The sequence below is a fragment of the Lentzea sp. NBRC 105346 genome (assembly GCF_030269605.1).
In the GTDB taxonomy this organism is placed as follows: Bacteria; Actinomycetota; Actinomycetes; order Mycobacteriales; family Pseudonocardiaceae; genus Lentzea.
Window position 1 is genome coordinate 75,193 of sequence record NZ_BSTQ01000019.1, and the last position, 13,953, is coordinate 89,145.

The following is a 13,953-nucleotide window of genomic DNA, read 5'->3' on the forward strand; positions in this document are numbered from 1 at the left end:
CCTCACCCCGTCAGCCGGTCAGCAACCGCGCCGCGGGCCGCGTGTTGATCACCCGATCGGCCTCCACGCCACACTCCTCGGCCCGTGCACACCCGTACCCGAGCCAGTCGAGCTGCCCTGGCGCGTGCGCGTCGCTGTCGATCGAGAACATGCACCCGGCCTCAACGGCCATCCGCAGCAACCGCCGCGGCGGATCCAGCCGTTCGGGCCGCGAGTTGATCTCCACCGCCGTCCCGTGCTCGGCACACGCGGCGAACACCGCGGCGGCGTCGAAAGTGGACTCCGGGCGCCCCTTGCCCACCACCAGCCGGCCGGTGCAGTGCCCGAGGATGTCGACGTGTGGGTTCGCGACCGCGGTCAGCATCCGCTCGGTCATCTCGGCGTGCGGCATGCGGAGTTTCGAGTGGACGCTCGCGACCACGACGTCCAGTCGCTCCAGCAACTCGGGGTCCTGGTCGAGGCTGCCGTCGTCGAGGATGTCGACCTCGATCCCGGTCAGGATCATGAACGGCGCCAGTTCGACGTTCAGCTCGGCGACCACCTCGAGCTGTTTCAGCAGGCGATCCCGGGACAGGCCGTTCGCGACGGTCAGGCGAGGGGAGTGGTCCGTGAGGGCCATCCACTCGTGGCCCAGGTCGCGAGCCGCCTCGGCCATCTCCCGGATGGGGCTGCCGCCGTCCGACCAGTCGGAGTGCGTATGGCAGTCGCCGCGCAGCCGGGCGCGGAGCTCGTCTCCTCCGGCGATCTCCACCTTTCGCAGCTTGTCGAGGTACGCGGGTTCGCGGCCGGCCAGCGCGTCGGCGACGACGCCCGCCGTCGCCTTGCCGATGCCGGCCAGGTCCGTCAGCGAACCCTGCCGCGAGCGACGGGCCACCTCGTCCGGGTCGAGTGAGCCGAGCACCGCCGCGGCCTTGCGGAACGCCTGCACTCGGTAGGTCGGCTCGCCCGCGCGTTCCAGCTGGAACGCGACCTGCCGCAGTGCCCGTAGCGGATCCACGATCCATTCCTACCCGGTGTGGCCGGATTACGCACACCAGTTGTCCACAGGCCCGCGTGCTTCCCGCTTGCCCCCCGCGCGCTTCCTCCTGGCGCAACGATCGGCAGGGCCGGTTCGTTCCGCGAAATCCCGGACCGCGCGAGCGAACGGGCCGTTGACAACCACGAACCCGACAGGGGGCGCGGATTACCGGGCCGCAAGACGGTTTCGCGCCAGGACGACAGTCGGTTTCGTGCCGAACGACATTCTTAAACCATTCTGGTCAGCATCTTTCCGTCTGAATCGATCCCGTAGGAGGGTCGCTTTCGGTGATCCGGCGGCATACATCAAGATGTGCTGCATGTCCCAGCGCGCCCCGTTGAGCTCAGCCGGTTCGAGGAGGAAGCGAAGTAAAGGTGATCTTACTTCGCAGGCCATTCTCGACACGGCCGAACGGCTGCTGGAAACGAAGTCCCTCGACGAGATCGCGGTGGACGAGCTGACTTCGGGCGCGGGCATCTCGCGATCGACCTTCTATTTCCATTTCGAATCACGTGAGGCGGTGCTGTACGCGCTGTCCGAACGCGTTTCCGAAGGCCTCTACGAGTCCGCCGCCATGTGGTTGCGCCGCGGCAGCGAACCCCCGGCGGACTCGATCCGCCGCGCGATCGCCGCGACCGTCGCACTGTGGCGCCAGCACGGGCCGGTTTTGCGCGCGGCCGTTCGCGCTCGAGACACCAACTCGATGATGCGCGACTTCTGGGCGGACGTCGCGCACCGCTTCATCGACTCGACAGCGCAGCAGATCGAGATCGAACGCGCGGCGGGCGTCGCCGTGCCCGGACCGCCCAACGCGCGGATGCTCGCGAACGTGTTGATCAGCATGAACGAGTCCGCCTGCTACAACATGTCGCTCGGCCGGAAGTCGGCGGCGCGCGACCGCGAGCTCGTGGAGACGCTCACCTCGGTGTGGCTCCGCAGTGTGTACGGGGCCTCGGACTAGCGGCCCTCCGGCGGGTGTACGGGGTTTCGCAGCAGATAAGGCGCACGACTTCTGAGTCGACACGGTGTCGATTACTTTCGGCGACATGTCGAGCAATCCGTTCTCCCTGGTAGGCCACGTCGCCCTGGTCACCGGTGGTACCCGCGGCATCGGCCTCGCGACAGCGCGCGGCCTCGCCCGCGCCGGCGCAAGCGTCGCCGTCGTCGCGCGCACCGCCGAGGCGACGAAGACCGTCGTCAGCGACATCGAGCGGGAGTTCGAGGTCGAGGCGCTGCCCATCGTCGCGGACATCAGCCACGAGGACGAGATCCCCGGTGTCGTCGCGAACGTCACCGACCGGTTCGGCCGGATCGACGTCCTGGTCAACAACGCCGGCGCGAGCGCGCCCTTCGCGCCGCTCATCGACGTCACGCCCAAGCTGTTCGACAAGATCATGAACGTCAACGTGAGGGCCCCGCTGTGTCTCACCCGCGCAGCGGTCAAAGCCGGCCTCGGACACGGCGGCGGTTCGGTCGTCAACATCGTGTCCGCGGCCGGCCTCAAGGCCGAGCCGTTCATGGGCCTCTACTCGGCGGCCAAGGCGGCGATGATCAGCGCGACGAAGACGCTCGCGCGCGAGCTCGGCCCACAGGGCATCCGGGTCAACGCCGTCGCGCCCGGAGTGATCAACACAGACTTCTCCAAAGCCATCGTCGAGACGCCCGAGCTGCACCAGAGCGTGATCGCGAAGACGGCACTCGGCCGCGTCGGTGAGGCCGACGAGGTCGCGGGCACCGTCGTGTGGCTCGCGAGCAAGGCGGCGAGCTACACCACGGGATCGATCATCGTCGTCGACGGCGGGACGATCGCATGACGACCGCGGTGGTCACGGGTGGCGGCTCCGGCATCGGCGCCGCCGTGTCGCGCAGGCTCGCGAAGGACGGCCACAGCGTGGTGGTCGCGGACCTCAACGGCGACAATGCCGAACGGATCGCCGACGAGATCGGCGGTGTCGCGATCACGCTCGACGTGACCGACACCGACGCGGTCTACGAAGCACTGCGCCACCGGGAAGTCGACATCCTCGTCAACAACGCGGGCAACTCGCACTTCCAGTTCTTTGTGGACACCACACCCGCGGACTGGGACTTCATCCTCAAGGTCAACCTCGTCGGCGCCATGGCGTGCACGCACGTCGTCCTCAAAGGCATGCAGCAACGCCGCAGCGGCGTGATCGTGAACGTCTCCAGCGAGGCTGGCCGCGGCGGAACCGTTGCGGGAGCGCCTTATTCGGCCGCCAAGGCAGGATTGCTCGGCTTCACCAAGGCGATCGCGATGGAGGCCGCGCGCTACAACGTACGGTGCAACGCCGTCGCGCCCGGCCCCGTAGACACACCGATGTTGCACGGCGAGGCGGCCCACGCTGGTGAACTGGGCAAGCGACTCGCCCAGGCCATGATCGACTCGACCGTGCTGAAGCGCGCGGGCTCCCCGGACGAGATCGCCGGCGCGATCGCGTTCCTGGCGTCCGAGGACGCCTCGTTCATCACCGGGCACACGCTGGCCGTCAGCGGCGGCCTCTCGATGCTGTGAAGGAAACCATGACCATCGAACTCGTCCCGCTCGGCACGATGACCGCGGTGCTGCGCAAACCGTTCGTACTGCCCAAAACGCCCGTCGGCGACCGCCTGGTCTACGAGGTCGAGTCCGGTGACATCGCCGGAGAACGCCTGCGCGGCAAGATGAAGGGCACCTCGACCGCCGACTGGCTGGTCATCGGCCCGGACGGCACGGCGACGCTCGACGTGCGGTCGGTGCTCCAAACCGACGACGGCGCGCTGATCTTCATCCACTACAGCGGTCGCACGGACGTGTCGAAGGGCCCCGGCACGTCGCCGCTCTACGCCGCGCCGTTGTTCGAGACCGGTGACGACCGCTACCGCTGGCTGAACAAGGTCCAGGCCATCGCGAAGGGCCGGCTGGACGGCGCGATGTTGGTATACGAGCTCTTCGAGGTGCGCTAGCGACGATCGGAGGGTTTTCTGACGCGCGAGTCAAGAATACGTTTTCGCCGACGTTGATCGGAGGAAAACGTGCGCAGATCCCGTTGGGGCGCGGCGGCGCTGGCCGCCCCGCTCGCCGCATCACTGTTAGTGACACCCGTCCAAGCCGCAGCTGATCACCCGAAGAACCTCGACTCCTTCTACACCCAGCCGGTCAACTGGGCCGAATGCCCGGCCGGCTGGGTGACCCCGTCCACGGGCGTCGAGTGCGCGACCGTCGTCGTTCCGTTGAACTACAAGAAGCCTGACGACGGCAACCTGGAGATCGCGATCTCCCGGAAGAAGGCCGCCGATCCCGCGCGCCGGCGCGGCATCCTGTTCACCAACCCAGGCGGTCCCGGTGGCAGCGGCCTGCGTCTGGTCAACTGGCTCAACGGCCAGGAGGCGCAACAGGTCTACGACGTCATCGGCATGGACCCGCGCGGCGTCGGCCGGTCGACGAATCTCTTGTGCATCACCACGTCCAGCGACGACGAGTTCCCGACGCGCCCCACCGAGGCACAGCTGTCCAACTGGACGGACTACGCGCGGGCGCAGGAGACGAACTGCCAGCGCGGCGGCGGTGACATGCGCCGGTTCATCAACACGATGAACACCGCGCGCGACATGGACGTCATCCGCGGCGCGCTGGGGGAGAAGAAGCTCAACTACCTGGGCTACTCGTACGGCACGCACCTCGGTTCGGTGTACGGGTCGATGTTCCCGGCGAAGCTCGACCGCTCGGTGCTCGACTCCGCGCTCGACCCCAACAAGACGTGGCACGGTTCCGATCCTGATGTCGTCGACGCCATCGTCTGGAACTTCCGCAAGTGGACCGAGTGGGTCGCCGCGCGCAACAGCACTTACGGCCTGGGTACCACGGCTTCCGCCGTACGCGGCGAGGTCGAGAAGATCGCGCAGCGGCTGGTGTCCGGTCCTTACGGCGGTTACCAGGACCAGTCCGGGTTCGACAACGCCATCGGGCCGGCCACGCGGTACCGCAACACGTGGGCTTCGTTCGCTCGGCACGTTCAGCAGCTCAAGGTCGGGTCCGCTGACCCGGCGCAGACGCACGCCATGACCGCGGCCCTGGCGAAGATGGACATCGAGCCGACCTCGCCTGGGACTTACTACGCCGTTACGTGCGAGTGGGACTGGTCTACCGACGTGCAGTCGTACTACGCGGACATGCGGCGTTACCGGGACAACCACCCGTACGGCGGCACTGTCGAGTATGGCGCGCCGCAGAACTGCACGTTCCGGTCGTTCGAGCGGCCCGAGCTGATTCCGCCGATCACTCGGAAGTATCCGACCGGGTTGGTGATCAACTCCGACGGCGACATTCAGACTCCGTATGCCAACGGGCAGGCGATGGCCGAGCACCTGCGGGAGCCGTTGATCAGTGTGTCCAACTCCGGGATTCACGGGCACTATGCGTTGCGCGGCAACGCTTGTGTGGACAAGCTCGTCAACAAGTATCTGGTGTCCGGCGTGCTGCCGGCTTCGCGGACCACGTGCCCTGGGACCGACGTGGCGGAGAACGTGCAGCCCGGCATCCAGTCGGAGAAGCCGCTGGCCGAGCTGTTCACGGAGATCGCGACGGCCGAGCAGCCGTACTGAACGTAAGACTCAAGGGGCCGGAGGGTAAGACTCGCGCGAGTCTTACCCTCCGGCCCCTTACGTCTTACCTTCCGGCCACCCGTTCAGGTCAGGCGAACCAGGTGCCGCCGCCCGTTTGCTTGTACCCCAACGTCCGGTACACGGCATCGATCAGCGATTGGCCCCGCTCGTTCACCGACAGCCCAGGCCCCTGCCGGTTCATGGTGTACCCGAACGACAGCCGAGCCTTGGGGTCGGCGAACCCGTACGAGCCACCCATCCCGGTGTGCCCGAACGCCTCCTCCGGCACCAGCCAGCCCTCACGGTCGTTCGGTGCCAGGTAAGAGTTGTCGGTGGCCTTCTGGAACCCGAGCCCGAACCGCGAAGGCACCATCACCACGGCGTCGAGGCCGGACACGGAAACGGCCGACATCTGCGGAATCTGTTCCTCGGAAACGAGTCGCACGCCGTTGTACGAACCACCCAAAGCCAGCGGCCGGTACATCCCTGCCAGGCCCCGCGCATTCGAGATGCCACCGATGGCACCCATTTCGGCGGCGTGCGCGGCGCGCGAGTCGGACTCGCCGGGCGCCATGTAGCCGCCGTTGTTGAGCAACATCAGGCCGGGTACCGACTCGGGTTGCGTCAATGCGGTGATGAACAGTGACGGCAGCAGGATTCCGGGCTGCGTCGGGTCCACCGGAATGGTCGGCGCCACGTTCGGCTCGAGATCCTCGGGCAGGCCCAGCCAGAAGTCCAGGCCCAGCGGGCCCGACACCTCCTTCTCGAAGAACTGGCCCAGCGACACGCCGGTCACGCGGCGGACGACCTCGCCGACGAGGAAGCCGAACGTCAGGCCGTGGTAGCCGTGGCGGGTGCCGGGCTCCCACAGCGGGGCGGCGGCGGCCAGCGCGGAGGTCATCACGTCCCAGTCGTAGAACGCGCCCGCGGGCAGCCAGTCGCGCAGCGCCGGCAGACCCACCGAGTGGTTCAGCAGGTGCCTGACCAGCACGTTCTCCTTGCCGTTCCGGGCGAACTCCGGCCAGTAGTAGGAGACCGGCTGGTTCAGGTCCAGCAGCCCGCGCGAGGCGAGGATGTGCGCGGACAGCGCCGTGGCGCCCTTGGTGCACGACCACACGTGCACGACCGTGTCCTCGGTCCACGGGCGTTGCGTGGCGGGGTCGGCTACACCACCCCAGAGATCGACGACGGGTTCACCGTCGATGGTCACGTGGACTGAGGCTCCGACCTCGCCCCGCTCCGCGAAGTTGCGTTCGAATTCTGCGCGCACCTCGCTGAACTGCGGGGCACAGGTTCCCTGGATCGACATTGACCCTCTCCTCGTCCGGGGCTGCGGCGGCGGCCGTCGGTTACAACTGAGAGAACGACATCACTCAGAGGAACCACGGATTAGTAGGGAACACTTAGCGGCTAACGTGTTTGACCTCACACGGACGAACAGGCACACGCTGCGTGTTCGTCTGGGTACGCAAACCGCTACTTGTCGAACAGATACACCCACATGGAAGACTGAGTAACCCACCGCCACGGCTGCCGGGAGGTCATCGTCGACACGCCGATCAGGAATGCGGTGTTGCCGCTCGTTGGACGCGAACCAGAGCTGAAGGCCGTGCTCGACTGCGTCGACCGCGCGCCTGCCACGGGGTTGGTCGCGGTGCGCGTTTCCGGCGAGCCCGGGATCGGCAAGACGAGCCTTCTCGGCGAGCTCGCCCGCCGGCTCCGGGAACGTCGCTACGGCGTGCTCGTGTCGGACTCCGACGTGCTCGGCAGACGCATTCCGTACGGCGCGATCGTGGCGGCGCTGCGCAGTGCCAGCTCGCGCGGCCCGATCGACAAGGTGCGGGCCGAAGCGCTGCAGGCCCTGGACCTCTCCGACGTCGAGGACACCGGCGCGTGGTTCGGCCGCGCGGCCGAACGCTTGGTCCGCGTGCTCACCGAGATGGCGTCGGCGCACCCGACCGCGTTGCTCGTCGACGATCTCGATCACGTCGACGACGACTCTCTCGCGCTGCTCACCCTGGTGCTCCGTCGAGTCTCAGCCGCTCCGCTGGTGCTGGTGGCGGCGAGTCGTTCGCATCCGAACGATGATAACACCGCGGCCGAGGAACTGATCGACCGTTTGGAGCAGCACGCAGAGGTTATGCGGATCGAGCTCGCCCCGCTGACCGGGAGCGATGTCGCCCGCATCGTCGAGGCCGTCCTGGAGACGCCGGTCGACGAGGTGCTCGCCCACGAGGTGCACCAGCGTGCCGACGGCAACCCGTTCTTCGCGACCGAGATCGCCCGATCGCTCAAAGAGCTCGACCTGGTCACGGTCGACGGCAACCGTGCGCGGCTCGCGGTCAGCCCGAACGCCATCCGGCTCACCCGGCGGGAGGCCGTGCTGCGCCGCGTCGCGCCGCTGACCCGCGACAGCCGGGCCGTCGCGCGGGCCGTCGCGGTGTTCCGCCGCGTCCGGCTCGACCAGATCGGCTTGCTCGCGCGCGTCGCCTCACTGCCCGAGGGCACCGTCGTCGAGGCGTTCGACGACCTGTTGCGCGCGGCCATCGTCGTGCGCGACGACGACCAGGGCTACCGGTTCTCGCACGCGCTCGTCGGCGAGGCGCTCTACCAGGAGGTCGGGCCCGCGCAACGCCGCCACCTGCACAGCCTGATCAGCTCGCGGCTGCTGGACGACCGCGAGCAGGGCCTGCCGGTCGACCTGCTGCAGCTGGCCTGGCACCTCGCCGAGTCGGCCGCGCCCGGCGATCTCGTGGCGGTGGGCGTCCTCGCCGAGGCCGCCCAGCTGGCTCGCGGTACCGCGCCCGAGACCGCCGCCGCGCTGTGCGGTCGCGCGCTGCAACTGTTGCCGCGCAACGCACCCGAACGCGCCGAACTGCTCGCGTTGCAGTGCCGCGTGCTCGCGCGGGCGTCCCGGCCGGCCGCCGCGATCGAACCGGGCGAGATCGCCCTGCAGGAGCTGCCGCCGGGCACCGAACGCGGCCGCGTCGCCACCGCGATGATCGCGAGCCTCTTCTCCGTCGGCCGGTTGACCGAGGCCATGGAGCTCGCCGACCGTGAGGTCGAGGCGGGCGAGGTGCCCGCGACGCTGCACGCCCAACGCGCGCTGCTGCTCGTGTTCCACGGCCGCTACGACGACGCGCTCGCCGAAGCGAAGCGGACCGAGACCCTGCCGATCTCCTCGCCCGCCGAGGGGGTCGTGGTCAACGAGCAGCTCGCGATGCTCACGTCGATGCTGTTCCGGCACGACCAGACCATCGAGTACTCGAACCGGGCGTTGCGCGCCTCCGAAGGCCAGCCGGTGCTCGAGTTCCAGGCGCTCGCGGTGTGCGCGTCGACCGGCGCGCTGGCCGGACTGGTGCACGACGCGTCGTGGCGGGTTCGCCGGGCCGAGGAACTGATGGAACAGGTCGGTTCCCACGCCTTCCGCGGCGAGCTCAACACGGCCCGCGTCGCGCTGGACTGGCTCGGCGGGCGCTGGGACGCCGCGCTCGACCGGATCGGCCGGATGGTGCCCGAGCTGGAGGCGAGCCGCGAGGTCATGATGCTCGGGGCCATGCAGGCGATGGAACTGGACATCCGCACCTGGCGCGGTGAGCTCGACGTGGCCGCCCGCCTGGCCGAGCTGAGCCCGCCGACGGCGGCGAACATGTCCCGGCTGCACGCGCTCGCCATGTCCGGTTACCTCATCGCGAAGGGCGACACCGAGCAGGCCCGCGAGCTCATCGACCTGGCCGTCGGAATCCACGTCGAGGCCGCGTACAGCTGCGTGCTGCTCGCCCGCCTGATCGAGCTCGACCTCGAGATGGGCCGGCTCGACGACGCGCGGCGCACGCTCGCCCAGCTGCACGAGGTGTCGGCGACCAGGGTGTCGCCGTGGTCCCGGACCGCGATCCGCAGGGTCACCGGACTGGTCGACCAGGACGTCGACGCGTTGCACAGCGCGATCAACGAGGCCACGACCGGCGGTCTGGAGTTCGAGAAGGCCCGCGCCCAGCTGGCGCTCGGCGAGGTCGACGGGTCCGAGGTCCCGACGCTGGTCGAGGCGTACACGACGTTCCAGCGGCTCGGCGCGCACGGCCTGCGCCGCCAGGCGGGCAACCGGTTGCGCGCGCTCGGCGCCAAGGTGCCGCGCGCCCGGTCGAAGACGCCGGGCCTGCTCACCGAGGCCGAGGAGAACGTCGCCCGACTGGTGCAGCAGGGCATGCGCAACCGCGACATCGCAGCCGCGCTGCACTACAGCCCGCGCACCATCGAGGTCTACCTGTCGCGCATCTACGCCAAGCTGCACGTCTCGTCACGGCTGGAGCTGGCCCGCGTGCTCGACACGATGCACCAGCGCTAGGACGTCGACGCCGGCGGCACGATCTGGCCGAGCGAGGTGCGCACGCCGCCGGACTGGTAGCGCGCCACGGTGTCCGCGAGCTGCTCGCACGCGTGCTCGATAGCGAGGCGCGCGTCGTTGCGCTCCTGGGTGATCGCGGACAGCAGCAACGACGTCAGCGCCACGCTGCCGTTGAACAGCTGCAGCACGAGCATGGTCGTGAGCAGGCCCGCGTTCGGCGCGAAGTACCCGTTCGACGCGGCGAGCACGGCCATCGTCGAAACGATCAACGCGCACGGCGCGGCCAGCGCGTGCTGGAACCGCAGCGCCGCCCAGATGAGCAGCGGGAACACCAGGAAGAGCAGCTTCATCGTCGTCTCGGTCACGAAGTTCGCGACCCCGGTCGTCAGCACGAGGAGCAGGATCGCCTCGAGCAGCCGCTTCGGCGGCGCCACCCGCCACGTGCGCGGCATCGTCAGCAGCAGCGGCGCGAACACCAGCACACCCATCGCGTCGCCGGTCCACCACACCGACCAGGCCACGGGGAACTGGCTCCACGGCAGCGCCCCGGCGAGCTTCAGCGCGCCGACGCCGATCGTCGCGCTGACCGCCATGGCCCCGAGGGCGCCGACGAACACCAGCGCCAACGCGTCGCGCAGCCGGTCGAGCTCCACGCGGAACCCGATGCGTCGCAACAGGTAGACCGCGATGACGGGGGCGAGCGTGTTGCCCGCGGTGATGATGAAGAGGCTCACGATGGTCGGCGACAGCGTCAGGTTGACGGCGAACGCGCCGAGCGCGATGCCCGGCCACATCCGCCAGCCCGCGATCAGCAGGGCCGCGATGCAGATGCCGGTCGGCAGCCACAGCGGGGTGACCTGGTTGCGGACGAGCGCGAGAACGAGTCCAACCTGTGCGGTGGCGTAGTACGCGACTGCCACCGCCAGGATCTTCAGTGCGGTCCTGACCACCGCGTTCGGGCCGGGGGCGTTCACCGATCTCATGCTGCTCCTGCGTCCTGCGACCCGCCAGCGTTAGTTGTCGTGGAAGCCGCACTACTGGCCGGTACGCACCCGACGTTCGATGGATGGATGCGCACAGGCCAGGGGAGCGGTCACGAAACCATTCGGGTCAGCCGATCAGGTGGTACCGAGGTCGTCGGCACCACCGAGGACGGACGCCGCGTGGTGGCGCTCGCGCTCGATTCCCCGGAAGGCGCGACGGTCACCGTATCGGAGCGGCTTGTCTTCCCCGTTTCGACGGGGATAACGGACGGTCAGGCACTCGTCCTGGTGCGGGATGGCACGACGGCGTGGCATCTGCTGCGCACGTGCGCCCACCTGAGGCCGGACGAGTCGATCGTCGTGCACGACGCCATGGGGGGCGTCGGTTCGCTCGCGGTCCAGCTCGCGCGGTCGTTCGGCGCCGGCAAGGTGATCGCCACGGAGACGTCGCAGCTGCGCCGCCGGCGAGCCGTGAAACTGGGCGCCGACATCGCGGTCGAGGCGGGTGTCGAAGGGCTGTGCGAACGGCTGGTCGAGGCCAACGACGGCCGTCAGGTCGACGTCGTACTCGATCCAGGAGGCATGTTCTCCCCGTCTATCGACGCCGTCGCCCCGTTCGGCCGGGTCGTCTGCCACGGCGCCGACCGGGCGGAGTCCGTTGAGCTCAAACGCATCCACGGCGGGTCGCGCGCGGTCATCGGGTTCTGGTTCGCGCACTGCCTCGAACGGCCGGAGATGATCGCCCGTGCACTCAGTGAGCTGTTCGGGTTGACCTCGGCTGGGCGATTGCGTCCCCTTGTGGATGACGACTACTCGTTGACTGAGCCCGGCCGCTGAAGGGGAAGCATGAGGACCGAATACACGACCTGTCCGCTGTGTGAGGCGACCTGCGGGCTCGAGCTCACCATCGAGGGTGACCGCATCACCCGCGTGCGCGGCGACCGGCAGGACGAGTTCAGCAAGGGCTTCATCTGCCCCAAGGGCGCGTCGCTGGGGCAGCTCGACGCGGACCCGGACCGGCTGTCGGCGCCGCTGGTCAAGCGCGACGGCGAGTTCGTCGAGGTCAGCTGGGAAGAGGCGTTCGAGATCATTGATTCTCGGTTGAACGCCTTCGAGGACCGCAACCAGATCGCCATCTACCTGGGCAATCCGGTCGTGCACTCGCTGGCGGGCAGCTTCTACGCCGGGCCGCTGCGCAAGGCGCTTCGGTCGCGCAACGTGTTCACGGCGTCGACCGTCGACCAGATGCCCAAGCACGTGTCGTGCGGGCACATGTACGGCAGCATCTTCTCGATCCCGGTGCCGGACATCGACCGCACCGACTTCATGCTGATCCTGGGCGCGGACCCGTTCTCGTCCAACGGCAGCCTCTGGACCGTTCCGGACGCGCCGGGCCGCCTGAAGGCGCTGCAGAAGCGCGGCGGCTCGTTCGTCGTCGTGGACCCGCGGCGTTCGCGCACCGCGGCCGCGGCCGACCAGCACGTCCCGATCCGGCCCGGCACCGACGTGTTCCTGCTGCTGGCGTTGATCAACGAGCTGTTCGCCTCTTCGCTGGTGTCGCTCGGGCGGCTGGAAGAGCACGTCGTCGGCGTGGAGGACGTGCGCGCGCTGGTCTCGCCGTTCACTCCCGAGGCGGTTGCTTCTCGCTGTGAGGTGCCGGCGGACGTCATCCGTTCGCTGGCGCAGCGGCTGGCTTCGGCCGAACGCGCCGTGGTGTACGGCCGGATCGGCACGACGACCGTGGACTACGGCACGGTCGGCAGCTGGGCGGTCGACGTGCTGAACGTGCTGACCGGCAACCTCGACCGGCCGGGCGGGGCGATGTTCCCGCTGCCCGCGCACTCGCGGCGCGGTTCCGGTACCGGCAGGGGCTTCACGACCGGACGCTGGACGAGTCGCGTGCGCGGCTACCCGGAGATCATGGGCGAGTTCCCGGCCGTCACGCTGGCCGACGAGATCGAGACTCCGGGGCAGGGGCAGGTCCGCGCGCTGATCACGGTCGGTGGCAACCCCGCGTTGTCGCTGCCGAACTCGACGCGCATGGAGGCCGCGCTGTCCTCTTTGGACTTCATGGTCTCGGTGGACCCGTACCTGAACGAGACGACGCGGCATGCCGACGTGATCCTGCCGACGCCGCCCCCGTCCCGTCGCGTGCACTACGACCTGGCGTTCTTCAACAACTCGGTGCGCAACGTCGCGAAGTACTCGCGTGCCGTGATCCCGCTGGAGGACGGTCGGCTCGACGAGACGGACATCTTCTTCCGGCTCATCACGATCCTGTCGGGCATGGGTCCGTCGGCCGACCTGGACGCGCTGGCCTCGATGCAGCTGGCGGCGTTGAAGGAGAAGGCGGGCGTCACCTGGGAGCCGTTCGGTGAGACGCGCGAGGAGCGGCTGCTGGACTTCAAGCTGCGCACCGGCGCGTACGGCATCTCGTTGCAGCAGCTGCTCGACAACCCGCACGGCATCGACCTGGGGCCGTTGTGCGAGCGGATCCCGGAGATCCTGCGCACACCGTCCGGCAAGATCGAGCTGGCCCCTCCGGCGATCGCCGCTGACGTACCGCGCGTGCTGGCCGGTCTGTCCACTGTGGAAGAGGGCATGGTGCTGGTCGGCCGCAGGCACCTGCGCACCAACAACTCGTGGATGCACAACGTGCCGACGCTGGTGAAGGGCAAGCAGCTGTGCACGTTGCTGGTCAACACCTCCGACGCGCGCGAGCTCGGCCTGACCGACGGGGGACAGGCGCAGGTGTCGTCGAGGGTGGGGAAGATCGAGGTCACCGTCGAGGTGACCGACGACATCTCGCGCGGCGTGGTGAGCATGCCGCACGGGTGGGGGCACGACCAACCGGGCACCAGGACGACCGTCGCCCGCGAGCACGCGGGCGTCAACGTCAACCTGCTGACCGACGATCTCCGCTTGGACCCGCTCTCGGGAACCGCCGTGCTCAACGGCACCCGAGTGCAGGTCATGCCCGCCTGACAGTCCCCTTTCTGGTTGAG

At 68.8% G+C, this 13,953-nt stretch carries 11 protein-coding genes; 8 read left to right on the top strand and 3 right to left on the bottom strand.

Annotated elements, in window-relative coordinates; all coding sequences use genetic code 11:
- Window positions 1-10 precede the first annotated feature (10 nt).
- Entirely contained in the window at window positions 11-997 is a 987-nt protein-coding gene (locus QSK35_RS33805; protein ID WP_285751730.1) for a PHP domain-containing protein, read from the bottom strand.
- A 340-nt stretch (window positions 998-1,337) separates the two neighbouring features.
- Here QSK35_RS33805 and QSK35_RS33810 point away from each other — a divergent pair, with 340 nt between their 5' ends.
- From QSK35_RS33810 to QSK35_RS33830, 5 genes are all read left to right on the top strand, one after another.
- Window positions 1,338-1,979: a TetR/AcrR family transcriptional regulator gene (locus QSK35_RS33810; RefSeq protein WP_285751731.1), complete on the top strand. Its 642-nt coding sequence runs from the start codon at window positions 1,338-1,340 to the stop codon at window positions 1,977-1,979.
- A gap of 85 nt (window positions 1,980-2,064) precedes the next feature.
- Window positions 2,065-2,832 carry an SDR family NAD(P)-dependent oxidoreductase gene (locus tag QSK35_RS33815; RefSeq protein ID WP_285751732.1) on the top strand — a complete coding sequence of 256 codons (768 nt, stop codon included), beginning with the start codon at window positions 2,065-2,067 and terminating at the stop codon, window positions 2,830-2,832.
- On the top strand, window positions 2,829-3,551 hold the full coding sequence (locus tag QSK35_RS33820; RefSeq protein ID WP_285751733.1) for an SDR family NAD(P)-dependent oxidoreductase: 723 nt from the start codon (window positions 2,829-2,831) through the stop codon (window positions 3,549-3,551). Before QSK35_RS33815 ends, QSK35_RS33820 begins: the two co-directional genes overlap by 4 nt.
- An 8-nt stretch (window positions 3,552-3,559) precedes the next feature.
- Complete coding sequence (locus tag QSK35_RS33825; RefSeq protein WP_285751734.1) at window positions 3,560-3,982, top strand: DUF3237 domain-containing protein; 423 nt, start codon at window positions 3,560-3,562, stop codon at window positions 3,980-3,982.
- Window positions 3,983-4,051: 69 nt separating this feature from the next.
- Window positions 4,052-5,620 (top strand): alpha/beta fold hydrolase, encoded by a 1,569-nt coding sequence (locus QSK35_RS33830; RefSeq protein WP_285751735.1) that lies wholly within the window; start codon window positions 4,052-4,054, stop codon window positions 5,618-5,620.
- An 88-nt stretch (window positions 5,621-5,708) separates the two neighbouring features.
- On the opposite strand, the gene QSK35_RS33835 is transcribed toward QSK35_RS33830, so the two are convergent.
- Entirely contained in the window at window positions 5,709-6,929 is a 1,221-nt protein-coding gene (locus QSK35_RS33835; RefSeq protein ID WP_285751736.1) for a serine hydrolase domain-containing protein, read from the bottom strand.
- Between the two features lie 261 nt (window positions 6,930-7,190).
- Between QSK35_RS33835 and QSK35_RS33840 the strand changes: the two genes are divergently transcribed.
- Window positions 7,191-9,965, top strand: a complete 2,775-nt coding sequence (locus QSK35_RS33840; RefSeq protein WP_285751737.1) for a helix-turn-helix transcriptional regulator — start codon at window positions 7,191-7,193, stop codon at window positions 9,963-9,965.
- Here QSK35_RS33840 and QSK35_RS33845 read toward each other — a convergent pair.
- Window positions 9,962-10,948: an MASE1 domain-containing protein gene (locus tag QSK35_RS33845; RefSeq protein WP_285751738.1), complete on the bottom strand. Its 987-nt coding sequence runs from the start codon at window positions 10,946-10,948 to the stop codon at window positions 9,962-9,964. The genes QSK35_RS33840 and QSK35_RS33845 overlap by 4 nt on opposite strands.
- An 87-nt stretch (window positions 10,949-11,035) precedes the next feature.
- Here QSK35_RS33845 and QSK35_RS33850 point away from each other — a divergent pair, with 87 nt between their 5' ends.
- Window positions 11,036-11,785 (top strand): quinone oxidoreductase family protein, encoded by a 750-nt coding sequence (locus tag QSK35_RS33850; RefSeq protein ID WP_285751739.1) that lies wholly within the window; start codon window positions 11,036-11,038, stop codon window positions 11,783-11,785.
- 9 nt (window positions 11,786-11,794) lie between these two features.
- Complete coding sequence (locus tag QSK35_RS33855) at window positions 11,795-13,933, top strand: molybdopterin oxidoreductase family protein (RefSeq protein WP_285751740.1); 2,139 nt, start codon at window positions 11,795-11,797, stop codon at window positions 13,931-13,933.
- Window positions 13,934-13,953 lie beyond the last annotated feature (20 nt).

Coding starts and splice junctions, on each gene's coding strand:
- QSK35_RS33825 (WP_285751734.1), top strand. CDS start 3,560: ATGACCATCGAACTCGTCCCGCTCGGCACGATGACCGCGGTGCTGCGC.
- QSK35_RS33815 (WP_285751732.1), top strand. CDS start 2,065: ATGTCGAGCAATCCGTTCTCCCTGGTAGGCCACGTCGCCCTGGTCACC.
- QSK35_RS33820 (WP_285751733.1), top strand. CDS start 2,829: ATGACGACCGCGGTGGTCACGGGTGGCGGCTCCGGCATCGGCGCCGCC.
- QSK35_RS33855 (WP_285751740.1), top strand. CDS start 11,795: ATGAGGACCGAATACACGACCTGTCCGCTGTGTGAGGCGACCTGCGGG.
- QSK35_RS33835 (WP_285751736.1), bottom strand. CDS start 6,929: ATGTCGATCCAGGGAACCTGTGCCCCGCAGTTCAGCGAGGTGCGCGCA.
- QSK35_RS33845 (WP_285751738.1), bottom strand. CDS start 10,948: ATGAGATCGGTGAACGCCCCCGGCCCGAACGCGGTGGTCAGGACCGCA.
- QSK35_RS33810 (WP_285751731.1), top strand. CDS start 1,338: ATGTCCCAGCGCGCCCCGTTGAGCTCAGCCGGTTCGAGGAGGAAGCGA.
- QSK35_RS33850 (WP_285751739.1), top strand. CDS start 11,036: ATGCGCACAGGCCAGGGGAGCGGTCACGAAACCATTCGGGTCAGCCGA.